Genomic DNA, 23,840 nt, shown 5'->3' with positions numbered 1-23,840 from the left:
CTCCCGTGTATAGAGTGCTAGGTGGCAATCGGCCACGCCCTGTGTCGGCACCCGCGACGACGGCGCTCGGGCATGGACGAATGCCGAACACCTGATAATTCGGCAGGTTCCGGGCCCGCCCCGGACCGGCCACCAACTCCCGGTCCGGGCTCGTCCCGGACCCGACCCAAACACTGGAGGGCTCCAATCGTGGCGAAGGTGAACATCAAGCCACTCGAGGACAAGATTCTCGTGCAGGCCAACGAGGCCGAGACCACGACCGCGTCCGGTCTGGTCATTCCCGACACCGCCAAGGAGAAGCCGCAGGAAGGCACCGTCGTCGCAGTCGGCCCCGGCCGGTGGGACGAAGACGGCGAGAAGCGCATCCCGCTGGACGTCTCGGAAGGCGACACCGTCATCTACAGCAAGTACGGCGGCACCGAGATCAAGTACAACGGCGAGGAGTACCTGATCCTGTCGGCGCGCGACGTGCTGGCTGTCGTCTCCAAGTAAGAACCGTGTCCCGCCCCGGCGATCCCCGCGTCCGCGCGGGTGATTTCCGGGGCGGCATGCGTTAGAGCCTCAGAGCTGGGGCGTGAAGGAGCCTGATGAGCAAGATTATTGAGTACGACGAAACGGCGCGCCGCGCCATCGAGGCGGGCGTGAACACGCTCGCCGACGCGGTACGCGTGACGTTGGGCCCGCGCGGCCGGCATGTGGTGCTGGCCAAGGCATTCGGCGGGCCCGCGGTCACCAACGACGGTGTCACCGTCGCGCGGGAGATCGACCTGGAAGACCCGTTCGAGAACCTGGGCGCCCAGCTGGTGAAGTCGGTGGCGACCAAGACCAACGACGTCGCCGGCGACGGGACCACCACGGCGACTGTGCTGGCCCAGGCGCTGGTCAAGGGCGGCCTGCGCCTGGTTGCGGCCGGCGCCAACCCCATCGAACTCGGTGCGGGAATCTCCAAGGCCGCCGACGCGGTGTCCGAGGCCCTGCTGGCGTCGGCCACCCCGGTCTCCGGGAAGGAAGCGATCGCCCAGGTGGCGACCGTGTCGTCGCGCGACCAGCTCCTCGGCGAGCTCGTCGGCGAGGCGATGACCAAGGTCGGCACCGACGGCGTAGTCAGCGTCGAGGAATCCTCCACGCTGAGCACCGAGCTCGAGTTCACCGAGGGCGTCGGCTTCGACAAGGGCTTCCTGTCGGCGTATTTCGTGACCGACTTCGATGCCCAGCAGGCCGTGCTGGACGACCCCGTGATCCTGTTGCACCAGGAGAAGATCAGCTCGCTGCCCGACCTGCTGCCCATGCTGGAAAAGGTCGCCGAATCCGGCAAGCCGCTGCTGATCATCGCCGAGGACATCGAGGGCGAGCCGCTGGCGACCCTCGTGGTCAACTCGATTCGCAAGACGCTCAAGGCCGTCGCGGTCAAGGCGCCGTTCTTCGGCGACCGCCGCAAGGCGTTCCTCGAGGATCTGGCGATCGTGACGGGCGGCCAGGTGATCAACCCCGACGCCGGCCTGCTGCTGCGCGAGGTCGGCACGGACGTGCTGGGCTCGGCCCGCCGCGTGGTGGTCAGCAAGGACGACACCGTCATCGTCGACGGCGGCGGCGCCAAGGACGCGGTGGCCAACCGCATCAAGCAGCTGCGCGCCGAGATCGAGTCCACCGACTCCGACTGGGACCGCGAGAAGCTGCAGGAGCGGCTGGCCAAGCTGGCCGGCGGTGTCGCCGTGATCCAGGTGGGTGCCGCCACCGAGACCGCGCTCAAGGAACGCAAGGAGAGCGTCGAGGATGCCGTCGCGGCCGCCAAGGCCGCCGTCGAGGAGGGCATCGTCGCGGGCGGCGGCTCGGCGTTGCTGCAGACCCGCAAGGCGCTTCAACAGCTGCGCGGCTCGCTGACCGGTGATCAAGCGCTCGGCGTCGACGTCTTCTCCGAGGCGCTGGCGGCCCCGCTGTACTGGATCGCCACCAACGCCGGGCTCGACGGTGCGGTGGCGGTGCACAAGGTGACCGAGCTGCCCAACGGCCACGGGCTGAACGCGGACAAGCTCACCTACGGTGACTTGATCGCCGACGGTGTCATCGACCCGGTCAAGGTCACCCGCTCGGCGGTGCTCAACGCGGCGTCGGTGGCGCGGATGGTGCTGACCACCGAGACGGCGGTCGTCGACAAGCCGGCCGAGGAAGCCGATGACCACGGCCACGGCCACGGTCATCACCACCACTAGGCGACTAGACACGGAACACCCCCGGCGAAACCGGGGGTGCTTCGTTTTTGGAGGCAATTTCTGGCGTCGCACCTAACCGCCCAAAAGGCTGCATCGACATCGAATGTAATTCTGGTTCAGGTAAGTTGCGGCAAGTGAACTCGCAGGGGCGATTGGTGCCGCGGATCCTGCTGACTCTCGTGCTGACCTTGTCGGCCGCGGGTTGCGGCAGTGGCACATCGGATTCAAGTAAGACCACGACTGCTACGACGGCCTCGACCGCATCCGGCGCCCCCACCCAACGCATCCTTTCCGAGAAGGCGCTCACCGAGGCGCTACTTGGCGTGCAGGACCTTCCTGCCGGGTACAGCCAAGACCCTCCCTCGGACAGGTCGGTCGACAAGACATTCTGCGACTACAAGCCGGCCTTCCAAGAGAAAAGCTATGTGAAGCGGGACTTCACCAAGGGAGGTGGCCTGTCCGCTGAATTTCTCAAAGTCGGGTTGCGCCAGTACGCCGACGCCGATCAAGCTAGAGCGTCGTTCAAGTCCTTAACCGATGCCCTCGCAACCTGCACGGGCGAAACCTACAACGGTTCCAATCTCACTTACGCGCCGATGTCCGCGCCAAAGGTCGCCGCTGGCTCAGTCGGAGTCAAGATCACTGCCGATGGCGCCAGCCTGCTTTCGTTCTTCGCGGTCGATGGGCCTGTCCTCATCAATACTGGCGGTGGCGGATTAGTGAATGCCAACGCCGACGAGGTCATAAAAACCCTGGAATCCCAAGTTAAGAAGTACGAAGCATTGGCGAAGTCATAGCCAGCTTATGCTTCCGAAGCTCGATGTGCGGACCGCCGCATGACCCGGGGTAAGTCTCTCGATTCTTCCGCCTCGGCGCCCCGGGGTGTTTTCCTTCAGGGCTCGGTGCGGCCCGCGGCCAGCAAGCCGGCGGACGCGAACTTCAGGCCGGCCCGCAATTCGTCGAGCCGGATGGGATCGTCCGACTCGATGTAGCGCATGGTCGTCGCCACGGCCATGTTGAAGAACAACCACGCCAACGCGCTGGGGCTGAGCTCGTCGCGGTATTGGCTGCGGTAGTGATTCATGTGCAGCGTGGTCATCGCCAGCAGCGTGGCGTTGAGTCCCGAGACCTTGTCGAACGTGCGGACGTGGTCGGGCCGTTCGGCGAGGTAGCGGATCAGCCGACGGTTGGCGATGGTGTAGTCGATCAGGATGTCGATCGATGACTCCATCGCCGACTCCGGCCGGTCGAGGGTGATCCCCCTGAGCATGTCCTCGATTGCGGGAGCCTGCTCGGCGGCGAGCCGTTCGATCGCCGCGTTGATGATTTGTTCCTTGTCGGCGAAGTACTGATAGATCGAGCCCTTGCTGACGCCGGCCTTCTCGGCGATCAGGTTGGTGGTGATCTGCTCGGGCGCGTGCTGGCGCAGCAGCAATGTTGTCGACGACACGATTTTCGCGACCATCTCGCGAGAGCGTGCTTGCTGCGGCGCTTTTCGGCGCCTTGAGCTGGACTTTGCGGTGCCCACATGAACTCCTAACGCGACTTGAACGCGACCTTACGGTCACATTAGCGTCGGCGCCATGACCGCAAGTCCCGAAGTCGATGTCCGCCGGCACTCCGAGGACCAACAGGACGCAGAAGAGATCGAACTCGTTCCGCCGGAATCGCTGACCGCCGAGCACACCGGGCGCTGGACATTCCTCATCCTCGAGGGCGCGGCGTTCATGATGCAGGCCATGCACCCGGTCATCGCCGAAATCACCGGCCGCTACTCCGCTGCCTTCCACGGGGACCCCGGCGGCCGCGCGATCCGTTCCGTCGACTCGGTCCTGCGCTGGACCTATGGCGGCACCGAGGCCAGGGCGGAAGGTGACCGCGTCCGTGCGATGCACCAGCCGATCACCATGAAAAGCGCCGAGACCGGTAGGCAGATCAGCGCTTTGAATCCCGAGGCCTATCAGTGGGTGATCGCCACCGGCTACATCGTCAACGCACAGGCCGGGCGGTTGTTGATCGGGCGCGAGTTCACCGAGGCCGAGAAAGAGGAGCTGCTGCGCGACAACCGCCGGCTGGCCCGGCTGCTCCACGTGCCCATGCGCGGCTATCCCGAGTCGCAGCAAGAGATGGCCGACTATTTCGAAGCGATGATCGACACGCTGCGGGGCACGCCCCAGGCGCTGCAGCTGATGGAGGACATGAAAACCGGCAGGGTCGACGTGCCGCCGTCGTTGCCGAAAGCGCTGGCGCCGTTGGTGCGGGCCGCGGTGCTGCCCGCGCTCCGGCTCAACTACCTGTCCGTCGTGGGGTTGCTCGACCCGCGTCTTCGCGAAAAGCTCGGCGTCACTTGGAGTCCCAAGGAGGAACGTCAACTCATCCGCGTGTACACCGCGATCCGCACCGCCTACCGCGTGCTGCCCGACCGGCTCACCTACTTCCCGCTGGCGTATCACGCCCGCAAGCACCACCAGTGCCTGGAGAAGATGAAGCAGCGTCAAGAGAAGTCGTTCGCCTATCACCTTCGGTGACGTTTCCGGATAGGTCTGTGGCGCAACGCGTTCCACTCGACCGCACGCGTCAGAACTTGGCGCCCAATCCCGCGATCAGGTTGATGGTGACCGCCAGGACGACCGCGCCGAGCAGGTAGGACAGCAGCGCCTGGCGCAGCACCGTGGCCCTGATGGAGGTCAATCCGATCTCGGTATCTGACACCTGATAGGTCATGCCGACCGTGAAGGCGACATACGCAAAGTCGCGAAAGCGCGGCGGCTCCGGGTCGTGGAAGTTGATTCCGCCCGGTTCGTCCGAGTAATACAGCCGCGCGTAGTGCACGGTGAACAGCGTGTGCACGGCGAACCAGGACGCCGCGACGGTCAGGATGCCGACGACGGCGGCTTCCACGGCGCCGGGACCCGAACGCGACGCCGCGGCGACCACGTAACCGACCCCGCCCAGGCTCGCGACGCTCGCCGACACGATGACCGCGTCGGATGCCCACCGGGTGGGATCCTCCCGGGTCGCATATTCGCGGGTTTGATCGGCATCCATTCCGCCCAGGATGAGCCGCGTCCACACCACGTAGACACCGGCGGTGACGATCCAGCCGGCCAGCGCGAACCGCCAGCCGACCGTGTTGCCCACCCCAAGGGCGACGGCGACTCCGAGCACGGCGGCCACCGCTATCCGCGCCCCGACCGTGTCGCGAAAGAAGTCGGCGAGGGGTTTCACAATCCCGACCTAAGCACGATCCTCAGCGCCCGACGAGGACCCCGACGATGACGATGCCTACGCCCACCAAGATCGCCAGCGAGAGCGACACCAACCCGAAGCTGACAAAGCTCTCCTTCGCCGTCGAGGCCTCAAAGTCGCCCGCCGCGATGGGCGCGAATCTGCGACCGGCGCCCCACGCCGCCGCGAGCAGCGTCGTCAACCAGTTCGCGTAGGCCGCGTACACGATGAGCGCGACCGCGGCGATTCCCCACGCGTGGGGCAGGTGAATGTGCGGCCACAGCAGACCGAGCAACACGAGGAACATGCCGTTGAGCAACGCCTCCAGGTGGCTCGACAACCCCATGCGCCCGTTCTTCAGGGCGGGGACGGCCAGCCCGGTGAGCAGGCCGAGCAGAAACAGGACCAGACCCAGGGTGAACAGCGCGGTCTGCATCTCAGCACAGTAATTCGCCGTCGCGGGGCCGGCGCCGTTTTCGGGGCCTCAAGCGTCAGCGGGTGCCCGGCGGCAGGCTGGGCGGGGTCGTCACGGTCGTGGTCGGCGCGGACGTCGTGGTCGGGGTGCTGGTGACCGTGACGGTGCTCGTGCTCGTGCTCGTCGACGGCGGTGGCACGACGACTGTGCTGGTGCTGGTGCTGGTTGTGACGCTGGTGGTCGACGAGGTCGTCGTCGCCGACGCCGCCGCGATCACACCGCAGGCGATTCGTTTGTTCGACTCGGCGGTGGGGCCGCCGCCCAAGTTGTCGACGCTCTGGTGCAGGATCAGGGCGCTGCCCGAGCTGCTTCTCAGGTCCGCGGCGGTAAACGAGTTGCTGGTGGTGACCAGCTTCGCCGAGCCGTCGGAGCGCACCTGCAGCGCGGTCAGGTCTCCGCTGGCGGGGTAGCCCGTGTGATCGGCCGCCTGGTAGACGCTTCCCGCGGAGTCGAAGTCGCCCTCGCATTTGCCGACCGAATGGATTTGCAGCCCATGGAAACCGGGGCTCAGCACCTGGTTGGGGCCGGCCTCCACGGTCACCGTGGCGTAGCCGTTCGCGAATTCGAAGGTGGCGTTGGCGACCGGGATCCCGTCGGCGGTCTTGAGCTGGGTGGTCAGCCGCTCCGCGCCCGGGGCGGGGCTGGTCAGCGGCGACGTATTGGGTTGGCTGCCCTGCTGGTTCGCGCAGGCGGCCAGCGGTGCGAGGGTCGCGGTGAGGGCCGCGACCGCAAAGGATGCGCCCTTGTTCATGGGCGGTGCCTACCCAATTCGCCGATTTCAAAAACGGGCACGACTCGCCGCAGCGCCAGATCCCCGCCCGTCACAGCGAACTGAGCAGGGCCGCGCGGCCGCGGACGCGGAGCCGGTTGAGCGTCGACCCACGCAGCCGGGCGATGCGCTCGATCATTCGGTTGCCGAGGCGCTCGAGCATGTCCTCGCTCAAATCTATTGGGGCCGGGCATAAGTCGCGTTCCTCCTCGCTGGCATGGGCATCGAGGACGGTGACGAATGAGCGCCATTCGTCTTCGTAGTCCGGCGCGGTCGGCGACGTCCGAAGGAGCACCGCCAACTGATCCCAGACCTGGCGATGCTCCGCATGGGCGATCGCGACGAGTGTGCTCGCCGCCGACACGGCGGGGTAGAACAGGTCGTCCTCGATCCGCATGTGGACGTCCAGCTCAATCAACAGCTCGTCGAGGGCGACTTGGCGCTCGTCGGCCTCGGGCGGTATCGCTGTGATCCTCTCGCAGAGTCCGCGTAAAACTCTGTGGTGCTCGAACAGCACGTCGTAGGCGTTCACTGCGCGACTCCGCGCACCTCGATCAGCCCGTCGCGGATCCGCACCGGATAACTCGGCAGCGCCGCTGTTGCCGGTCCGCGCAACACTTCTCCCGATTCGCACGCGAACCTGGAACCGTGCCAGGGGCAAACGATTCGATCGCGGTCGATCCAGCCGTCGTTCATCGGCGCGCCCAGGTGGGGGCAGTGCTCGCCGACGGCCAACACCCGGCCTTCGTTGCGATAGAGCACCACGCCGACGCCGGCCACCTCCACACGCCGCGGCTGGCCATCCAAGGACGCGACCGCCAGCACCGGTGTCCACCGGTCTCCGCTCAGCCGGGCGCCGGAGCGGTCAACCCCGGTGCCCGATGCGAACACCAACGTGCCGCCGAGGTAGCCGGCGCCGAGGGTGAGGCCGTAGCCCAGCGCGCTCGCCGCCATCCCGCGCCGGTGCCGCCCGCCCCGGCGGTCCCACCATGACGCCGCGTACAGGCCCGTCGCTATGGCGTTGAGGGCGCCGTGGACGAGACCGATTCGACGCGATTGTTCGTGGGTGTGCTGCCAATCCGTCAGTCCGGTGGCGGCCGCGCCGACGCTGCCGGCGAGCCCGACGCCCAGCGCAAACCTCGACGCGTCGTGCAGCGGCGCGGCGCGGCGCGGCAACACGCTGACCGCATCCATTGCGACCGTCGTCGTCAGCGCTCCCATCGGAATCGACGTCAGAGCCGGATGCAGCGGATGACCGAGCCAGGTGCCGTGCAAGAAATTGCTGATCCGATCCCGGTGCCGACCCGCCGCGGCGAACACGAAGGTCAGAGCGTGCTCGAGTCGGTAGCTCGGCCGATCCAGCCACGCTTGTCGTCCCAGTGTGGTGCGCCCATGTGCCACAGTGCATCCCCTTCGGGTGCGAGGACCGGCGCGGCGCAACGCGTCTCGACGCCGCGTCGGCTATAGACCGCGGCTGGCCCGCCGCGTCCATGTCTGGTTCACGGACTGCGGATGCGAATCGTTCATTCGACGGCCGGCCGGGCCGTGCGGCGGCGATGACATTGTCGGGGCTCGACAACGAGCCCCCTCCCCGTTGTCCGGTGGGGGCAAGCGCCGGCGCGACGGGTCACGCGACCATGGAATCAGCGACGGACGAAGACTTCGCCCCCCGGGCGACCCGAGTCGTCAGGGGCGGTGCACCGGCCCGCCCGCCCCTGGCGGCAACCCCTCCGACACGAAAGGACGCCACGCGCCATGACCACCATCCAGCGCATCCGGATGACGCCTCAGGACTACACCCGATTGCACGACGAACTGGCCGGGCTGCGTTCGCGCCGCGGGGCCGAGGTTCCCGACGACCTCATGGACTACAACCCGAATCGCCGTGCGCGCCAGTCCGTGTGGCGCGCGCGCATCTGCGAGATCGAGGGCCTGCTGTCCCACGCGGTCGTCGTCGGCGAAGGGGCGGCCTTTGACCCCGTCGCCGAAGCGGGCATGGTGTTGACCATCCGCTACGACGACACCGGCGAGACGGAGACGCTTCTGCTCGGCCGGCCGTGCCCCGAGGCCGCCGGCATCAAGGCCTATTCGATGGCGTCCCCGCTGGGTCGCGCGATTGCCGGCGCCCGCCCCGGCGACCAGCGTTTCTACGCCATCCCGGGTGGGACGGGGCGGTCCGTGACGGTGCTGAGGGCCCTGCCGTACGAAATGCATGCGGCGAAAAGCCTTGGGCCACAGGTGGTCTTGCGATGATGCAGACGATGGAAGCAACCATGCCCGCGGAGAAGGCGAAATCGCTGTTCACCCAGCGTGATTCGGCGCACGTTCCGGACAAGCAGATCCACCGCTGGGAAGGCGAGGGCGGCGCGGAGTACCTGCCCAGGTCGCGTCGACGGCCGGAATACTAGGCCGCCGCCCGCGAAGGACGATCGGTCAGGCGCTGCGGCGGATGCCGCGGCCGAGGTCACCCTTGAGCAGGAGGTCGCGCTCGGATTCCGACAGGCCGCCCCACACCCCATAGGGCTCGCCGACTTCGAGGGCGTGCGAACGGCATTCCTGGATCACCGGGCATTGCCGGCACATTTCCTTGGCGCGTTGCTCGCGTTGCATGCGGGCGCGGCCGCGCTCGCCGTCGGGGTGGAAGAACATTGCTGAGTCAACGCCGCGGCACAAGCCCTGCAGTTGCCAATTCCAGATGTCGGCGTTGGGTCCAGGTAGCTGCTCCGGCTGTGGCATTGGTTCGTTCCCTCTCTGCACGGCCCGCCCACGTGCGGTCGGGTTCGCGAAAGCGATTGTGTGCAACTTAAATTAAGTGGAGTGGAGTCCCCGATGACTACCCGTCATGTGTAGACGTTAGGGGCGACGGTGAATTTCCGTCAATAGCCACTTAGCCCGGCAAAGTATGTGTCCCTTGGTGCAAAATTAACGTTGCGTTCATCTCGAATGAAATGGCGCCTCCGACGGGGTGCTACCAGGCGGTTGTCCGAAACGTGATTTCCCAGCTCAGCGCCGACCGCGCCCGCGGGCCGAATTTATCCATGGGCTATAGTGATTAACTGTTCGGTAACAGGAAGACCACAAACTGTTTACTACATCATTGTGATTGAAACTCGTCACACTTCCTTGATTGGGCGGCGGTTGGCCGACGCCGCGTTCGGAGACGGGCCCGGCGACTGGCCGCTGCCGTCGGCGACGACGCCGGCGCAACTGTGGCTGCGCGCCGTCGCGGCCGGGGGACAGGGGCGCTACGGCGCCGCGCAGCGCGACCTCGCGGCGCTGCGGCGCGCCGCGCCGGCCGGCCGGCTGGCCTCGCTGGGCATGAGCACGCAGGGATCGTTCCTGCGCCAGCTCGGTTGGCACACCGTCGCGCGACGCTGGGACGGGCGCGCCCTGGCGCTGGCCGGCGCCGATCCCGAGGCGGGCGCCGACGCCCTGATCGGGCTGGCGGCCGACGCGCTGGGCGTGGGGCGTTTCGCGGCCGCGGCGGCGCTGCTGGCGCGCGCCGACCCGCTACTGGCAGCCACGGACCCCAAAACGCCCGTGCCCGACCGGATTCCGGTGCGCCGGCGGTGGGTGGCCGCCGAACTCGCGATGGCCCGCGGCGAGGGTGACGTCGCCGTCCGCCATGCCGGCGAGGCGGCGGAGCTGGCGGCGGCCATGAGCGTCCCGTCGGCCCGGCACCGAGTCAAGAGCGAGGTGGTGCTGGCCGCCGCGCTGTGCAGTGCGGGAAACATCGAGCGCGCCCGCGCGGTCGCGGACGCCGCGCTGCAGACCACCGGCCGGTTAGGTCTGCTCCCGTTGCGTTGGGCGTTGGCGTGCTTGCTGATCGATATCGAAAGCGTCACGTTTTCGGCACAGCAACTGCACGAAATCCGGGATGTCTGCGCAGGCCAGGTGCGGCACGCCGGTGGAACGTGGCGTTCCGCTTGAATCGGGCCCTTGCCCGTTATTGTCATTTCGTTAGTTAGCCCAGTTGGCCCGCGATGTGTCCGGTTCGTAACGTTAGGGATATCACCGTCGATGACAATTCCAGCAGGGGAACGTCTCGATGCCGTGGTCGCCAAGGCCGTCACCGGAGACCACGGCGCGCTGAGGGAGGTGCTGGAGACCATCCGTCCGATCGTCGTGCGATATTGCCGGGCCCGCGTCGGCACGGTCGATCGGGGTGGCCTGTCAGCGGATGACGTGGCGCAGGAGGTGTGCTTGGCGACCATCACGGCGCTGCCCCGCTATCGCGATCGCGGACGCCCCTTCCTGGCCTTCCTCTATGGCATCGCGGCCCACAAGGTCGCCGACGCCCATCGGGCCGCCGGTCGTGACCTGGCCTATCCCACCGAATCGATTCCCGAACGGTGGTCGCCCGACGCGGGGCCCGAACAGCTTGCCATCGAAGCCGATTCGGTGAGCCGGATGAGCGAACTGCTCGAAATCCTGCCCGCCAAGCAGCGCGAGATCTTGATCCTGCGCGTCGTCGTCGGCCTGTCCGCCGAGGAGACCGCGGCCGCGGTCGGCAGCACCACGGGGGCGGTCCGAGTTGCCCAGCACCGCGCGTTGTCGCGGTTGAAGTCCGAGATGATTGCGGCAGGTGACTGTGCCTGAATCCCTGGATGAATTCGCCCGCACCGACCTGCTCCTCGATGCGCTGGCCCAGCGCCGGCCGGTGAGCGTCGAGGACCCCGACGTCGACGTGCTGACCACGATGCTCGAGGACTGGCGCGACAACCTGCGATGGCCGCCGGCCAGCGCGCTGGTGACGCCCGAGGAGGCCGTCAACGCGCTGCGGAAAGGACTGGTCGAGCGCCGGCGGGGCCGTCGCGGCCTGACCGCCATCGCCTCGGTCGCCGCCGCGCTGATCGCGCTCAGCGGTTTCGGCGCCATGGTGGTCGAGGCCCGTCCCGGCACCCCCCTGCACGGGTTGCACGCGATGTTCTTCGACCAACCGCGGGTCCACGAAAAGCAGGAAATGCTGGCCGCCAAGGCCGACCTGGCCAAGGTGCAGGAATCGATCGACCGCGGCGAGTGGGAGCAGGCCAAGAATCAGCTGACCGACGTGAGCAGTTTGGTGCAGTCGATCGACGACCCCGTCGCCAAGCGGGAGCTGATGAATCAGCTGAAGCTGTTGAACGCCAAGGTCGAATCGCGCAACCCGAACGCGACGCTGCCCTCGTCGGCGGCTACGCCGGGTGCGCCCAATCAGTGACGGCGGTGGAAGCCGTCGGCGTCTGACGTCGCCTCGTTGAGCGAGGCGTCGGCGTAGCCCCGGCAGTAATCCCACGTGACGTAGGCGTCCGGCTCGGGGTCATAGGCGGGCTCGTGCGGGCGCACGGTGCCGTCGATCAACAGCTGCAGCAGGTTGGCCCGCAGCATGTCCCAGTCGTGGTAGTGATCCTGCTGACACTCGTCGCAGCAGACGACGAGCCCGCGAATGCCTTTGTGCCCCAGCAACGCTTCGTACACCGCCAGATCAGCGAGGTCGGCCTCGACGGCCATCCGCTCCTGCTGGTCCAGGGGCTGGCCCGGCTCGACGGCTTCCAGTGCCGCCGACGGATCACAGGGGTCGTCGGCGAAAGGGTCGGGCGGCAAACCCGGTGGGAGGTGGTCGCGCACGCCCCTAGCCTACGCAGCCCGGTCGGGATAACGCCAGCAGGGAGCCACCCGCCGTTCCCGTTCCGTTCGGGGTGCGCGGCGCGCCCCGAGCAAGCGAACTCTCACGCTGTGCCCGATTGGCCGGCTTCCTCCTCGCGCCGTCCCGGCGCGCATCGTCACCCGGCGAAGGGGAGCCGATAGGATGGGTTTTCTCACGCCGCATCGTATGGAGGGCCCCACTGATGACCCGTGGCACGTCCCACCTGGAAGCCAGCTCTGACCTCGTCGGCAGTCCGTATGTGCGGGTCGGCGGCCTGGTCGACGACCCGGTGCCCACGGGGGGCGACAACCCGCACAAGATCGCGATGCTGGGGCTGACCTTCGACGACGTCCTGTTGCTGCCCGCCGCCTCCGACGTGGTCCCCGCCACCGCCGACACGTCCAGCCAGCTCACCAAGAAGATCAGGCTCAAGGTGCCGCTGGTGAGCTCGGCGATGGACACCGTCACCGAGTCGCGCATGGCGATCGCGATGGCGCGCGCCGGCGGCATGGGTGTGCTGCACCGCAACCTGCCGGTCGCCGAACAGGCCGGCCAGGTCGAGATGGTGAAGCGCTCCGAGGCGGGCATGGTCACCGATCCGGTCACCTGCCGCCCGGACAACACGCTGGCCCAGGTCGACGCGCTGTGCGCCCGGTTCCGCATCTCCGGCCTGCCGGTGGTCGACGAGTCGGGCGCGCTCGTCGGCATCATCACCAACCGCGACATGCGGTTCGAGGTCGACCAGACCAAGAAGGTCGCCGAGGTGATGACCAAGGCCCCGCTGATCACCGCGCAGGAGGGGGTGTCCGCCGACGCGGCGCTGGGCCTGTTGCGGCGCCACAAGATCGAGAAGCTGCCGATCGTCGACGGCCACGGCCGGCTGACCGGGCTGATCACCGTCAAAGATTTCGTCAAGACCGAGCAGCACCCGCTGGCCACCAAGGACAGCGACGGCAGGCTGCTGGTCGGCGCCGCCGTCGGCGTCGGCGGCGACGCCTGGGTGCGGGCGATGATGCTGGTCGACGCCGGGGTGGACGTGCTGATCGTGGACACCGCGCACGCGCACAACCGGCTGGTGCTCGACATGGTCGGCAAACTCAAGGCCGAGGCCGGCGACCGCGTCGAGGTGATCGGCGGCAACGTCGCCACCCGGTCGGCGGCCGCCGCGCTGGTCGCCGCTGGCGCCGACGCCGTGAAGGTGGGCGTGGGGCCGGGGTCGATCTGCACCACGCGGGTGGTCGCGGGCGTGGGCGCGCCGCAGATCACCGCGATCCTGGAGGCCGTCGCCGCCTGCGGGCCGGCCGGGGTGCCGGTGATCGCCGACGGCGGGTTGCAGTACTCCGGCGACATCGCCAAGGCGCTGGCCGCCGGGGCGTCGACGGCCATGCTGGGCTCGCTGCTGGCGGGCACCGCCGAGGCGCCCGGCGAGCTGATCTTCGTCAACGGCAAGCAGTTCAAGAGTTACCGCGGCATGGGGTCGCTGGGGGCCATGGCGGGCCGGGGCTCCGGGACCGGAAAGTCGTACTCCAAGGACCGCTACTTCGCTGACGACGCGCTCTCCGAGGACAAGCTGGTGCCCGAGGGGATCGAGGGCCGGGTGCCGTTCCGCGGCCCGCTGTCCTCGGTGATCCACCAGCTGACCGGCGGTCTGCGCGCGGCGATGGGGTACACCGGCTCGTCGACCATCGAGGAACTGCAGCAGGCCCAGTTCGTCCGGATCACGGCGGCCGGGCTGCGGGAAAGCCACCCGCACGACGTCGCCATGACGGTCGAAGCCCCCAACTACTACGCGCGCTGAGGCCCAGATGGTCGAGATCGGGATGGGCCGCACCGCCCGTCGCAGCTATGAACTGAGCGAAGTCAGCATCGTGGCGTCCCGGCGCACCCGGTCGTCGCAGGACGTGTCGACCGCCTGGCAGCTCGACGCCTACCGGTTCGAGATCCCGGTGCTGGCGCATCCGACCGATGCGCTCGTGTCGCCGGAGTTCGCGATCGAGCTGGGCCGCCTCGGCGGGCTGGGCGTGCTCAACGGCGAGGGGCTGATCGGCCGGCACGCCGATGTCGAGGCCAAGATCGCCCAGCTGGTCGAGGCCGCCAGCAAGGAGCCCGAACCCTCGGCGGCGATCCGGCTGCTGCAGGAATTCCATGCCGCCCCGCTGAACCCGGACCTGCTGGGCTCGGCCGTCGCCCGCATCCGGGAGGCCGGCGTCACCACCGCGGTGCGGGTCAGCCCGCAAAACGCCCAGGCGCTCACCCCGGTGTTGCTGCAGGCCGGCATCGACCTGCTGGTCATCCAGGGCACCATCGTCTCGGCCGAAAGGGTGGCCAGCGACGGCGAGCCGCTGAACCTCAAGACCTTCATCTCCGAGCTCGACGTGCCGGTGGTCGCCGGCGGCGTGCAGGACCACCGCACCGCGCTGCACCTGATGCGCACCGGCGCCGCCGGCGTCATCGTCGGCTACGGCGCCACCCGCGGCGTGACCACCAGCGACGAGGTGCTGGGCATCAGCGTGCCGATGGCCACCGCGATCGCCGACGCCGCCGCCGCGCGTCGCGAATACCTCGACGAGACCGGCGGCCGGTACGTGCACGTGCTGGCCGACGGCGACATCCACACCTCGGGCGAGCTGGCGAAGGCCATCGCCTGCGGGGCCGACGCGGTGGTGCTGGGCACCCCGCTCGCCGAGTCCGCCGAGGCGCTCGGCGAGGGATGGTTCTGGCCGGCCGCGGCCGCGCACCCGTCGTTGCCGCGCGGGGCGCTGCTGCAGATCGCCGTCGGTGAACGGCCGCCGCTGCGGCAGGTGCTGAGCGGGCCGTCCGACGACCCGTTCGGCAGCCTCAACCTGGTCGGCGGGCTGCGCCGGTCGATGGCCAAGGCCGGCTACTGCGACCTCAAGGAATTCCAGAAGGTCGGGCTGACCGTCGGTAGCTGACTCGTCATCGGCGAGTGCCCGGCCAGGCGGGCGCGGGACGCCGACCGCCCGGGCAGCCGGGCGCCCGCGCATCGGCGGAGGCCGCTGGTTTGTTACCCGCGAGTAAGGCCATACTGGTGCGATGAAGCCGGATTACGACGTACTGATCATCGGTTCGGGTTTTGGGGGCAGCGTCAGCGCATTGCGGCTGACGGAAAAGGGCTACCGCGTCGGCGTCCTCGAGGCCGGACGCCGGTTCGCCGACGAGGATTTCGCCGAGACGTCCTGGGATCTGCGCAAGTTCCTGTGGGCGCCGAAGCTGGGTTGCTACGGCATCCAGCGCATCCACCCGCTGCGCAACGTGCTGATCCTGGCCGGCGCCGGCGTGGGCGGCGGCTCGCTGAACTACGCCAACACGCTGTATGTGCCGCCGGAGCCGTTCTTCAAAGACCAGCAGTGGTCGCACATCACCGACTGGCGCGACGAGCTGATGCCGCACTACGACCAGGCGCGACGCATGCTGGGCGTGGTGGAAAACCCGACCTTCACCGACGCCGATCGCGTCGTCAAAGAGGTCGCCGACGACATGGGCTGCGGCGACACGTTCGTGCCGACGCCGGTCGGGGTGTTCTTCGGCCCCGACGGCACCAAGGCGCCGGGCAAGACCGTGCCGGACCCCTACTTCGGCGGCGCCGGACCCGAGCGCACCGGCTGCCTGGAGTGCGGCTGCTGCATGACCGGGTGCCGTTACGGCGCCAAGAACACCCTGCTGAAGAACTACCTCTATCTCGCGGAATCGGGTGGGGCGCAAGTCATTCCGATGACGACGGTGAAGCGGTTCGAGCAGCGCCCCGACGGGCTGTGGGAGGTCCGCACGGTGCGCACCGGCAGTTGGCTGCGCCGCGACCGGCGCACCTACACCGCCAAGCACCTGATCCTGGCCGCCGGGACGTGGGGCACCCAGCACCTGCTGTTCAAGATGCGCGACGAGGGCCGGCTGCCCCGGCTCTCCAACCGCCTCGGCGTGCTGACCCGCACCAACTCCGAGTCCATCGTCGGGGCCGGGCGCCTGGAGGTCTCTCCGGATCTGGACCTCACCCACGGGGTGGCGATCACGTCGTCGATCCACCCGACGCCCGACACCCACATCGAGCCGGTCCGCTACGGCAAGGGCTCCAACGCGATGGGGCTGCTGCAGACGTTGATGACCGACGGGCCGGGCCCCGAAGGCACCGACGTGCCGCGCTGGAAGCAGTTGCTGGACACCGCCCGTGAAGATCCGCGCGGAATGCTGCGGCTGCTCAACCCGCGCCAGTGGAGTGAGCGCACCATGATCGCGCTGGTGATGCAGCACCTGGACAACTCGATCACCACGTTCACCAAACGCGGCAAGCTCGGCATCCGCTGGTACACCAGCAAGCAGGGCCACGGCGAGCCGAACCCGACGTGGATCCCGGTGGGCAACGAGGTCACCCGCCGCATCGCCGCCAAGATCGACGGCGTGGCCGGCGGCACCTGGGGCGAGCTGCTCAACATCCCGCTGACCGCGCACTTCCTCGGCGGCGCGGTGATCGGAGACAACGCCGACCACGGGGTCATCGACCCCTATCACCGGGTCTACGGCTACCCGACGCTGTATGTGGTGGACGGCGCGGCGATCTCGGCGAACCTCGGCGTGAATCCGTCGCTGTCCATCACCGCCCAGGCCGAGCGGGCCGCGTCGCTGTGGCCGAACAACGGCGAAAACGACCGGCGCCCGGCGCAGGGCGAACCGTACCGCCGGCTGGATCCGATAGCGCCGGCGCACCCGCGGGTGCCCCTCTCCGCCCCGGGCGCGCTGCGCTGGTCACCGGTCGATCCGGTCAGCTCGGTGGGCTAGCTAACTCGCCGTGACGATCGCGAGCGCGGCGTAGCCGGGCGCTGCGGGTCGTCACCATCAGCTCCCGTGACGATCGCGAGCGCGGCGTAGCCGGGCGCTGCGGGTCGTCACCATCAGCTCGCCAGCACCTCGAGCGGTGTGCCGCTGACCACCCGGCTGCGCTCGCCGCGCACGTTGACCGGCACATCGCCCATCAAGGTGATGCGGTGCATGAGCCGGGGCTGGTCGTCGTAGTCGTCGATGGCCCGGTGCTGGGTCGCGCGGTTGTCCCACATGGCGACGTCGCCCGGCGCCCAGGCCCAGCGAATGGTGTTCTCCGGCATGGTGATTCGTCGCTGGAGTAGCTCGAGCAGCACGCTCGACTCGTGGTTGTCCAGGCCCACGAAGCCGCGCACGAAATCGCCGGCCAGCAGCGCGCGTTCACCGGTCTCCGGGTGCACCCGCACCACGGGATGCTCGGTGCGGAAGTCGGGCTTCTCGAAGGCTTGCCGAAACGCCCGCTGCGCGTCGCTCATCGACATGACCGCCTCGGTGGACACGTAGTCGTAGCGGTTGGTGTGCAGCGCCCAGAGGTTTTCCACCAGGTGCTTCAGCGGCTCCGGCAGATGCTGGTAGGCCGCCACGGTGGAGGCCCACAGCGTCGAGCCGCCATAGGAGGGCAGGGTGACCGCCCGCAGGATCGAGGCCGCCGGGTAGTTGGCGGCGAACGTCACGTCGGTGTGCCAGCGGGTCGCCTTGCCGTACTCGGAGTCGATCGGCGTGATCACCGGCATGTGCTTGGCGGCCAGGGCGGACGCGGCCGGGTGGCCGATGGGGGTGCCCAGCAGGCGCGCGAAATCGAGCTGCTGCTCGTCGTCAAGGTGGTGCTGGTGGCGAAAGAAGACGACCTTGTGCGTCAACAGCGCCCGGCGGATCGTCTCGACCGCGGCGTCGTCGAGGTGGCCGCCGAGGCTGACGCCGTCGATTCGGGCCCCGATGCGACTTCCCAGCTTGGTGACGGTGATTTGAGCAGTCATGTCGTGTTCCTCGAGTCAAAACGGGTGTAGTCAAGTGACTACGTTTGGTAGTGTAGTCAGATGACTACAACGTCCGCAAGAGGCCGCGGGAAACCCCCGACCGGGCGGGCGGAAGTGGCCGCGGCGATCCTGGAGGCCGCCACCGAGCTGTTCGCCGAGCGCGGCCCGGCGGCGACCTCCATCCGCGACATCGCCGCGCGGGCAGGCGTCAACCACGGGCTGGTGTTCCGGCACTTCGGCACCAAGGAACAACTCGTCGGCGCCGTGCTCGACCACCTGGGGGACGACCTGAGCGCCCAGCTGGAGACCGACACCCCCGCCGAGGTGGTGCAGCGCTCCCTGGACCGCCAGATGCGGGTGATGGCCCGCACCGTGCTCGACGGCTATCCGGCGGGCCAGCTGCAGAAGCGCTTCCCCAACATCGCCACCCTGCTCGACGGGGTGCGGCCGCTCTACGACGACGAGGTCAAGGCGAGGCTCGCCGTCGCCAATGCCCTTGCCCTGCAATTTGGTTGGCGGTTGTTCGCGCCGGTCCTGCGCTCGGCGACCGGGATCGAAGAGCTGACCGACGCCGAATTGCGCGCCGCGGTGGGCGCCGAAGTGGAGCGGATGCTCGGGCCCGCCGACACTCAGTGAGGCCGCGACAGCACCCGCCGGTGCATGGGCGCGCGCCCCAGCGGCTGGTGCGGCGGCGGCAGGAGCGGCTTGCGGGGACGCACGGCGACCGTCGTCGGGGATTCGGTGCTCAGCTCGAGGTCCTCGCCGGCGTGCCGGATGGTCAGCTCGCCGCCGGGCCCGTCGCGCAGCGTGTACGTGACATCGACGTGGTTGACGTCGATGGTGACCCGGAAGTCGCGCCACCGCAGCCGGAATCGCAACCGCGAAATCCCGTCCGGCAGAGCGGGATCCAATGACAGCATGCCCTCGTCGTCGCGCAGGCCGCCGAACCCGGCCACCAGCGCGGTCCAGGCGCCGGCGAGCGAGGCCATGTGCAGGCCGTCGCGGGTGTTGTGGTGCAGATCGCGCAGGTCGATCAGGGCGGCCTCGTAGGCATAGTCGTGGGCCAGCTCCAGATGCCCGACCTCGGCGCACATCACCGCCTGGGTGCAGGCCGACAGCGACGAGTCGCGCACCATGCGCGGCTCGTAGTAGTCGACGTTGCGGGCCTTCTGTTCGGGGGTGAACGCGTGGCTCTGCCAGTGCATCGCCAGCACCAGGTCGGCCTGCTTGATCACCTGCGCGGGATAGAGCCGGACGTAGGCCTCGTGCAGCAGCAGCGGGTAGGTGGTGTTCTTCTCGAAGTCCCATTCGGCGTAGGTGGTGAACCCCTCGCACTGCTGATGGACCCCGAGCCCGTCGTCGTAGGGAAGGTGGGCGGCGTCGGCGGCATCGCGCCACGCGGCCGCCTCCTCGGTGGTGACCCCCAGCGCCTTGGCCGCGTCGGGATGGCGGTTGCACGCGTCGGCGGCGGTGTGCAGGTTGTGCGCGGCCATCAGGTTGGTGAAGGCGTTGTCGCGGACGACCGCGGTGTACTCGTCGGGGCCGGTGACACCGTCCAGGTGCCAGACGCCGTGCCGGTCGTGATGGCCGAGCGAGAGCCACAGCCGGGCGGTCTCGACCAGCACCTTCAGGCCGCAATCGGCTTCCAGCTCGTCGTCGCCGGTGACGATGCGGTAGCGCTCGAAGGCCATCGCGATGTCGGCGTTGATGTGCCAGGCCGCCGTGCCGGCCGGCCAGTACGCCGAGCACTCCTGCCCGCGGATGGTCCGCCACGGGAAGGCGGCGCCCTCCAGGCCCAGTTCGGCCGCCCGCTCCTTGGCCAGATCCAGGGTGGAGGCCCGCCACTTCAGCGCGTCGGCCACGGTGTGCGGCGCGGTGTAGGTCAGCACCGGCAGCACGTAACCCTCGGTGTCCCAGAAGGCGTGCCCGTCGTAGCCGGTTCCGGTGAGTCCCTTGGCCGCGATGGCGCGGCGTTCGGCGCGGGCGCTGGCCTGCAGCAGGTGGAAGAGCCCGAAGCGCACCGCCTGCTGGGATTCGGGGTCGCCCTCGACCTCGACGTCCGCGCAGTCCCAGAAGTTGTCCAGGTACTTCCGTTGCGAATCCAGCAGCCCCTGCCATCCGCTGTAGCGGCCGCCGTGCAGCGCGGCCGCGACCTGGTCGCGCAGCGCCGGACGCGAGCGCATGCTCGACCAGCCGTAGGCCAGGTATTTGACGATGCGCAACTTCTGTCCCTCGCGCAGCCCGCAGATCACGGTGGTTCGCGCCAGATCGGCCCACGCATCGGTGCTGACCTCGACGCGGCCGGGAACCTCGACCTCGTGATCCATTCCGGCGGCCATCATCAGCGCGCTGCTACGGGTGCGGTGCATGAGGACCGCGCCCGTATCGGTGTTTTCGTGGGCGACCTCTTCGAGCGGGTTCTCCAGGATGGCCGACACGCGCGGGTCGCCGGAGGTCTGCGGCTGGTCCTCGTTGGTGACCAGTTCGGACTGCACCGTGACCCGCACGAATTCGCCGACCGCTTCCACGACATACTCGATGGCGGCCAGGCCGCGGTGCGGCAGCGAGACCAGCCGGGTGGTGACCACCTTGACCTCTTTGCCCGCGGGCGAGCGCCAGTGCGCGGTTCTCGTCAGCGTCCCGGCGCGCAGGTCGAGATCGCGCTCGTGAGAGATCAGTTCGCCGTAGCGCACGTCGAAGGGCTCGTCTTCGACCAGCAACCGGATGATCTTGCCGTTGGTGACGTCGACCAGCGTCTGGCCGGCTTCCGGGTAGCCGTAGCCGGCTTCGGCGTAGGGCAGCGGCCGGATCTCGTAGAAGGAGTTCAGGTAGGTGCCCGGCAGGCCGTAGGGCTCGCCCTCGTCGAGGTTGCCGCGCAGCCCGATGTGCCCGTTGGACAGGGTGAACAGGGATTCCGACTGGGCCAGCAGGTTGAGGTCGAGCTGGGTTTCGCGAACGTGCCACGGGTCAACGGGAAACGCTTCGTCGGTGATCATGACTGCAGCAACTCGGCGAGGTCGCTGACCACCACGTCCGCGCCGTTGCGGCGTAAGTCCTCGGCTTGGCCCACCCTGTCGACACCTATCACGAAACCGAAGTTACCGGCCCGGCCGGCGGCCACCCCCGACAAGGCGTCTTCGAACACGGCCGCCGCCTCGGCGGGGACGTCGAGCAGTTGCGCCCCGCGCAGGTAGGAGTCGGGCGCCGGCTTGCCGGCGATGTGTTCCTGGCGCAGGGTGATGCCGTCCACCCGCTTTTGCACGAACCGGTCCAGCCCGGTGACCTCGAGGACGTCGCGGGTGTTGGCGCTCGAGGACACCACCGCGATGCCCAGGCCCGCGGCCGACGCCGCCTCGAGGTAGCGCCGCGAACCGTCGAAGACCTTGACGCCGTCCTGCTTGAGGACCTTCTGGAACATGTCGTTCTTGCGGTTGCCCAGGCCGTAGACGGTCTCGGCGTCATCGGGGTCATCGGGGCTGCCGTCGGGCAGTTCGATGCCGCGGCTTTCCAGAAACGACCGGACCCCGTCCTCGCGTTTCTTGCCGTCCACGTATTTGCGGTAGTCCGCGGCCGCGTCGAAGGGGACGAATTCGTCGCCGGTGCGCTGGGCCCGGTCGGACAGGTAGGCGTCGAACATCGCCTTCCACGCCTTGGTGTGCACACTGGCGGTGTCGGTGAGCACGCCGTCGAGGTCGAACAGGCAGGCGCGCACCTTTTCTGGCAGACCCAGCTCTGAGCTCACCGGCGGTCCTCGCTTTCTGGTCTCGGGGGCTGGTTGACCGATACCCACTCCACCATGTCCGCCATGCGTGCCGCCAGCGTTTCGGTGCCCGCGCCGCGGCGGGGCGGATGCCTGCGGGGACGGCCGGTCGCCGGTCAACGCGTTAACGCGCTGTGCCGCAGGTGATTTCGTCGACGACGGAGTCAGCCCCCGCTGCCGGGCGCCCCCTTGCCGTCGCCCGGGGGCCAGGTGCCCGGCACCATCGGCATGCGGGGTGCGTCGCCGAATTCGTCGGCCGCCAGGGTGGTCAGGCCCGCCGCGGCGACGGGTTCCTTGCGCGCCGTGCCGGCGAAGCCCAGGTTTGCGGCGCCGCCGTGCGACGCCGTCGTCTCCGGCTCGTTCCAGTCCGGATCGACGTCGACGTTCATGTCCATGAACTCGTCGCCATGGGCGCGCTGCCGCGCCCGCCGGCGCCGGCGGGTGCGCGCCGCCTCCCGCGCGGCCGCGGCCGCGACGGCCGCGGCCGAATCGGGTTCGGGCGCCTTCTTTTTCGCGCCGGCGGCGGCGCCCGCGCTCATCCCCGAACCGAAACCGATGCCGGGAGGCGCGAGGGCGTACGGGGGCACGAACGGGACGGTGCCGGCGGCCGGCGGCGCGGGCGGCGCCGGGCTGGCCACCGTGGCGGCCGAGGGCGCGGGCGCGGGCGCGGGTGCCGGCGCGGCGGCCGCGGCTGGCGCGGTGACGGGGCTCATGGCGGGCGCCGCCGGCAGGCTCGGAGGTGCGGCTGGGGCCGGGGCGGCCGGCACCGCGGCGGGCGCGGCCGGGGGGGCCGGGGCGGCCAGGCCGGCAAAGCCGGCCAGCGCCCCGAAGGGGGCCGCGGCGACGAGCATCGGCAGCAACAGCAACTGGGGCTGCGTCGGGAGCCAACTGGCGAGCTGGGCCAGGTGTGTCGGCCAGTCGAGCAGCACGAGTTGCGTGATGAACTCGAAGGCCGCCGCCGGGTTTTCCTGCAACAGGGCCCCGAACTGCTGGAAATCGGAAAACAGCTCGAGGGCCCGGACCACCCACCACATCAGGTCCCCGGGGTTGGTGTAGGCCTCGTAGGGCAGGCCGTTGAGGGTCCCCTCGACCGGATCCCAGTCGAGGCCGAACAGCCGCAGGATCTGGGCGACGAACTGGTTGAGCGGGCTGTCGAACCCGTGCTCGTGGTCGTGGTGGTCGTCGTCCTCCTCGTGGTCGTGTTGCGCGGTGGCCTCGGACTTCAGGATCGGCGGCGCCGGGTCGGTCGGCGGTACGGCCGCCACCGTCGCCGTGGAGACGGCTTCATAGGTCGCCATCGTGCCGGCGGCCTGGACCCACATCCGCGCATAGTCGGCCTCGTTGACCGCGATCGGAATGGTGTTGATCCCAAAGAAATTCGTCGCCACCAGGGCACCGTGGACGACGTGGTTGGTGGTCAGCTCCGGCAGGGTCGGCATCGCCGCCAGCGCGGCGGTGTAGGCGGTGCCCGCCGCCTCGTGCTGGGCGGCCGCCGCGGCGCTGTGCGCGCTGGCCTGTGTCAACCACGCCAGGTACGGGGCGTGCGCGGCGACGTAGGATTCGGCGCTGGGCCCCTGCCACGCCCCGGCCTGCGTCGACGTCAACAGCGCGCCGAGTTCTTCTGCGGCCGAGGCGTATTCGGCGCTCATTGAGCTCCACGCCGCCGCCGCGGCGAACAGCGACGCCGGCCCCGGTCCGCTGCTGAGCAACGCCGAGTGCACCTCGGGCGGGGACGCCATCCACACCGGCGCGGTCATCGCCGGACGCCTCGTCGGCGGTCGGCCATCGGCGGCGCGCTTGCGGCGGGCAACGTCATCACGGCAACTCCTGGGCTGGGCAGTGTGCAGATCCTCGACCAGTCAATTGAAAATGATTGTCGTTATCAATACTCGACCGCCGACCTCATGCCAAAGGCATAGAATTCGCCGCGGCGGCGCGTTACGCACCGCGTTTTCGCCGTGGGCC

General features: G+C 68.9%; 25 protein-coding genes. 13 read left to right on the top strand and 12 right to left on the bottom strand.

Annotation, left to right across the window (positions count from 1 at the left end; all coding sequences use genetic code 11):
• The first annotated feature begins 189 nt into the window (after positions 1-189).
• The 3 genes from groES to P6281_RS21460 all read left to right on the top strand — a co-directional run bounded on the left by groES (position 190) and on the right by P6281_RS21460 (position 3,007).
• A complete protein-coding gene (gene groES / locus P6281_RS21470) occupies positions 190-492 on the top strand; it encodes a co-chaperone GroES (protein ID WP_007167930.1) in 303 nt (100 codons plus the stop codon).
• Between the two features lie 95 nt (positions 493-587).
• Positions 588-2,210: a chaperonin GroEL gene (groL, locus tag P6281_RS21465; RefSeq protein WP_008260188.1), complete on the top strand. Its 1,623-nt coding sequence runs from the start codon at positions 588-590 to the stop codon at positions 2,208-2,210.
• A 134-nt stretch (positions 2,211-2,344) separates the two neighbouring features.
• Positions 2,345-3,007 (top strand): hypothetical protein, encoded by a 663-nt coding sequence (locus P6281_RS21460; protein ID WP_008260187.1) that lies wholly within the window; start codon positions 2,345-2,347, stop codon positions 3,005-3,007.
• Positions 3,008-3,102: 95 nt separating this feature from the next.
• On the opposite strand, the gene P6281_RS21455 is transcribed toward P6281_RS21460, so the two are convergent.
• Positions 3,103-3,675 (bottom strand): TetR/AcrR family transcriptional regulator, encoded by a 573-nt coding sequence (locus P6281_RS21455; RefSeq protein WP_014385756.1) that lies wholly within the window; start codon positions 3,673-3,675, stop codon positions 3,103-3,105.
• Between the two features lie 118 nt (positions 3,676-3,793).
• Here P6281_RS21455 and P6281_RS21450 point away from each other — a divergent pair, with 118 nt between their 5' ends.
• Positions 3,794-4,738 carry an oxygenase MpaB family protein gene (locus P6281_RS21450; protein WP_008260185.1) on the top strand — a complete coding sequence of 315 codons (945 nt, stop codon included), beginning with the start codon at positions 3,794-3,796 and terminating at the stop codon, positions 4,736-4,738.
• Positions 4,739-4,787: 49 nt separating this feature from the next.
• On the opposite strand, the gene P6281_RS21445 is transcribed toward P6281_RS21450, so the two are convergent.
• The 5 genes from P6281_RS21445 to P6281_RS21425 all read right to left on the bottom strand — a co-directional run bounded on the left by P6281_RS21445 (position 4,788) and on the right by P6281_RS21425 (position 8,083).
• Positions 4,788-5,438: a DUF1345 domain-containing protein gene (locus P6281_RS21445; RefSeq protein WP_008260184.1), complete on the bottom strand. Its 651-nt coding sequence runs from the start codon at positions 5,436-5,438 to the stop codon at positions 4,788-4,790.
• A gap of 22 nt (positions 5,439-5,460) precedes the next feature.
• Positions 5,461-5,874, bottom strand: a complete 414-nt coding sequence (locus tag P6281_RS21440) for a hypothetical protein (RefSeq protein ID WP_009957480.1) — start codon at positions 5,872-5,874, stop codon at positions 5,461-5,463.
• A gap of 55 nt (positions 5,875-5,929) precedes the next feature.
• Positions 5,930-6,664, bottom strand: a complete 735-nt coding sequence (locus P6281_RS21435; RefSeq protein WP_014383246.1) for a superoxide dismutase family protein — start codon at positions 6,662-6,664, stop codon at positions 5,930-5,932.
• 70 nt (positions 6,665-6,734) lie between these two features.
• Complete coding sequence (locus P6281_RS21430) at positions 6,735-7,214, bottom strand: hemerythrin domain-containing protein (protein WP_008260180.1); 480 nt, start codon at positions 7,212-7,214, stop codon at positions 6,735-6,737.
• Complete coding sequence (locus P6281_RS21425) at positions 7,211-8,083, bottom strand: Rieske 2Fe-2S domain-containing protein (RefSeq protein WP_020188454.1); 873 nt, start codon at positions 8,081-8,083, stop codon at positions 7,211-7,213. Before P6281_RS21425 ends, P6281_RS21430 begins: the two co-directional genes overlap by 4 nt.
• Positions 8,084-8,437: 354 nt before the next feature.
• Here P6281_RS21425 and P6281_RS21420 point away from each other — a divergent pair, with 354 nt between their 5' ends.
• Together P6281_RS21420 and P6281_RS21415 are read left to right on the top strand one after the other, a co-directional pair.
• Positions 8,438-8,935, top strand: coding sequence for a GreA/GreB family elongation factor (locus P6281_RS21420; RefSeq protein ID WP_008260175.1), 498 nt, complete (start codon positions 8,438-8,440; stop codon positions 8,933-8,935).
• Positions 8,936-8,943: 8 nt separating this feature from the next.
• A complete protein-coding gene (locus P6281_RS21415) occupies positions 8,944-9,090 on the top strand; it encodes a hypothetical protein (protein WP_014381054.1) in 147 nt (48 codons plus the stop codon).
• 25 nt (positions 9,091-9,115) lie between these two features.
• Here P6281_RS21415 and P6281_RS21410 read toward each other — a convergent pair whose 3' ends face one another.
• Positions 9,116-9,418 carry a WhiB family transcriptional regulator gene (locus tag P6281_RS21410; protein ID WP_008260171.1) on the bottom strand — a complete coding sequence of 101 codons (303 nt, stop codon included), beginning with the start codon at positions 9,416-9,418 and terminating at the stop codon, positions 9,116-9,118.
• Between the two features lie 363 nt (positions 9,419-9,781).
• Between P6281_RS21410 and P6281_RS21405 the strand changes: the two genes are divergently transcribed.
• The 3 genes from P6281_RS21405 to P6281_RS21395 all read left to right on the top strand — a co-directional run bounded on the left by P6281_RS21405 (position 9,782) and on the right by P6281_RS21395 (position 11,882).
• Positions 9,782-10,612: a hypothetical protein gene (locus tag P6281_RS21405; protein ID WP_008260168.1), complete on the top strand. Its 831-nt coding sequence runs from the start codon at positions 9,782-9,784 to the stop codon at positions 10,610-10,612.
• Between the two features lie 90 nt (positions 10,613-10,702).
• Positions 10,703-11,281 carry a sigma-70 family RNA polymerase sigma factor gene (locus tag P6281_RS21400; RefSeq protein WP_014381051.1) on the top strand — a complete coding sequence of 193 codons (579 nt, stop codon included), beginning with the start codon at positions 10,703-10,705 and terminating at the stop codon, positions 11,279-11,281.
• On the top strand, positions 11,268-11,882 hold the full coding sequence (locus P6281_RS21395; protein ID WP_232065622.1) for an anti-sigma-D factor RsdA: 615 nt from the start codon (positions 11,268-11,270) through the stop codon (positions 11,880-11,882). The genes P6281_RS21400 and P6281_RS21395 overlap by 14 nt, the downstream gene beginning before the upstream one ends.
• Here P6281_RS21395 and P6281_RS21390 read toward each other — a convergent pair.
• The gene (locus P6281_RS21390) at positions 11,876-12,289 is read right to left on the bottom strand and encodes a DUF5319 domain-containing protein (RefSeq protein WP_202349387.1); all 414 of its coding nucleotides are present in this window, start codon (positions 12,287-12,289) and stop codon (positions 11,876-11,878) included. The two genes, P6281_RS21395 and P6281_RS21390, sit on opposite strands and share 7 nt — an antisense overlap.
• Positions 12,290-12,510: 221 nt before the next feature.
• Here P6281_RS21390 and guaB point away from each other — a divergent pair, with 221 nt between their 5' ends.
• The 3 genes from guaB (at position 12,511) to P6281_RS21375 (ending at position 17,099) form a co-directional block, all read left to right on the top strand.
• Positions 12,511-14,106, top strand: a complete 1,596-nt coding sequence (gene guaB / locus P6281_RS21385) for an IMP dehydrogenase (RefSeq protein WP_014942860.1) — start codon at positions 12,511-12,513, stop codon at positions 14,104-14,106.
• A gap of 7 nt (positions 14,107-14,113) precedes the next feature.
• Complete coding sequence (locus P6281_RS21380) at positions 14,114-15,241, top strand: GuaB3 family IMP dehydrogenase-related protein (RefSeq protein ID WP_065508308.1); 1,128 nt, start codon at positions 14,114-14,116, stop codon at positions 15,239-15,241.
• Between the two features lie 121 nt (positions 15,242-15,362).
• Entirely contained in the window at positions 15,363-17,099 is a 1,737-nt protein-coding gene (locus P6281_RS21375) for a GMC oxidoreductase (RefSeq protein WP_009954983.1), read from the top strand.
• Positions 17,100-17,212: 113 nt separating this feature from the next.
• Here P6281_RS21375 and P6281_RS21370 read toward each other — a convergent pair whose 3' ends face one another.
• Positions 17,213-18,115 carry a TauD/TfdA dioxygenase family protein gene (locus P6281_RS21370; protein WP_038537460.1) on the bottom strand — a complete coding sequence of 301 codons (903 nt, stop codon included), beginning with the start codon at positions 18,113-18,115 and terminating at the stop codon, positions 17,213-17,215.
• 60 nt (positions 18,116-18,175) lie between these two features.
• Here P6281_RS21370 and P6281_RS21365 point away from each other — a divergent pair, with 60 nt between their 5' ends.
• Complete coding sequence (locus P6281_RS21365; RefSeq protein ID WP_009954986.1) at positions 18,176-18,751, top strand: TetR/AcrR family transcriptional regulator; 576 nt, start codon at positions 18,176-18,178, stop codon at positions 18,749-18,751.
• On the opposite strand, the gene P6281_RS21360 is transcribed toward P6281_RS21365, so the two are convergent.
• The 3 genes from P6281_RS21360 to P6281_RS21350 form a co-directional block, all read right to left on the bottom strand.
• Positions 18,745-21,111: a glycoside hydrolase family 65 protein gene (locus tag P6281_RS21360; RefSeq protein WP_324738517.1), complete on the bottom strand. Its 2,367-nt coding sequence runs from the start codon at positions 21,109-21,111 to the stop codon at positions 18,745-18,747. The genes P6281_RS21365 and P6281_RS21360 overlap by 7 nt on opposite strands.
• Positions 21,108-21,905: a beta-phosphoglucomutase family hydrolase gene (locus P6281_RS21355; RefSeq protein ID WP_371286284.1), complete on the bottom strand. Its 798-nt coding sequence runs from the start codon at positions 21,903-21,905 to the stop codon at positions 21,108-21,110. Before P6281_RS21355 ends, P6281_RS21360 begins: the two co-directional genes overlap by 4 nt.
• A gap of 134 nt (positions 21,906-22,039) precedes the next feature.
• Positions 22,040-23,632 (bottom strand): PPE family protein, encoded by a 1,593-nt coding sequence (locus tag P6281_RS21350; protein ID WP_014385747.1) that lies wholly within the window; start codon positions 23,630-23,632, stop codon positions 22,040-22,042.
• Positions 23,633-23,840 lie beyond the last annotated feature (208 nt).

The sequence above is a fragment of the Mycobacterium sp. 5-140-3-2 genome (assembly GCF_035666375.1).
GTDB classification, from domain to species: domain Bacteria; phylum Actinomycetota; class Actinomycetes; order Mycobacteriales; family Mycobacteriaceae; genus Mycobacterium; species Mycobacterium intracellulare.
This window is presented reverse-complemented; position numbering and strand designations above follow the sequence as displayed.

Bases quoted from the DNA above. Each gene is read 5' to 3' on its own strand.
- groL (WP_008260188.1), top strand. From the start codon at position 588: ATGAGCAAGATTATTGAGTACGACGAAACGGCGCGCCGCGCCATCGAG.
- P6281_RS21455 (WP_014385756.1), bottom strand. From the start codon at position 3,675: ATGGTCGCGAAAATCGTGTCGTCGACAACATTGCTGCTGCGCCAGCAC.
- P6281_RS21450 (WP_008260185.1), top strand. From the start codon at position 3,794: ATGACCGCAAGTCCCGAAGTCGATGTCCGCCGGCACTCCGAGGACCAA.
- P6281_RS21440 (WP_009957480.1), bottom strand. From the start codon at position 5,874: ATGCAGACCGCGCTGTTCACCCTGGGTCTGGTCCTGTTTCTGCTCGGC.
- P6281_RS21435 (WP_014383246.1), bottom strand. From the start codon at position 6,664: ATGAACAAGGGCGCATCCTTTGCGGTCGCGGCCCTCACCGCGACCCTC.
- P6281_RS21420 (WP_008260175.1), top strand. From the start codon at position 8,438: ATGACCACCATCCAGCGCATCCGGATGACGCCTCAGGACTACACCCGA.
- P6281_RS21415 (WP_014381054.1), top strand. From the start codon at position 8,944: ATGGAAGCAACCATGCCCGCGGAGAAGGCGAAATCGCTGTTCACCCAG.
- P6281_RS21410 (WP_008260171.1), bottom strand. From the start codon at position 9,418: ATGCCACAGCCGGAGCAGCTACCTGGACCCAACGCCGACATCTGGAAT.
- P6281_RS21400 (WP_014381051.1), top strand. From the start codon at position 10,703: ATGACAATTCCAGCAGGGGAACGTCTCGATGCCGTGGTCGCCAAGGCC.
- guaB (WP_014942860.1), top strand. From the start codon at position 12,511: ATGACCCGTGGCACGTCCCACCTGGAAGCCAGCTCTGACCTCGTCGGC.
- P6281_RS21380 (WP_065508308.1), top strand. From the start codon at position 14,114: ATGGTCGAGATCGGGATGGGCCGCACCGCCCGTCGCAGCTATGAACTG.
- P6281_RS21375 (WP_009954983.1), top strand. From the start codon at position 15,363: ATGAAGCCGGATTACGACGTACTGATCATCGGTTCGGGTTTTGGGGGC.
- P6281_RS21370 (WP_038537460.1), bottom strand. From the start codon at position 18,115: ATGACTGCTCAAATCACCGTCACCAAGCTGGGAAGTCGCATCGGGGCC.
- P6281_RS21365 (WP_009954986.1), top strand. From the start codon at position 18,176: ATGACTACAACGTCCGCAAGAGGCCGCGGGAAACCCCCGACCGGGCGG.
- P6281_RS21360 (WP_324738517.1), bottom strand. From the start codon at position 21,111: ATGATCACCGACGAAGCGTTTCCCGTTGACCCGTGGCACGTTCGCGAA.
- P6281_RS21350 (WP_014385747.1), bottom strand. From the start codon at position 23,632: ATGACCGCGCCGGTGTGGATGGCGTCCCCGCCCGAGGTGCACTCGGCG.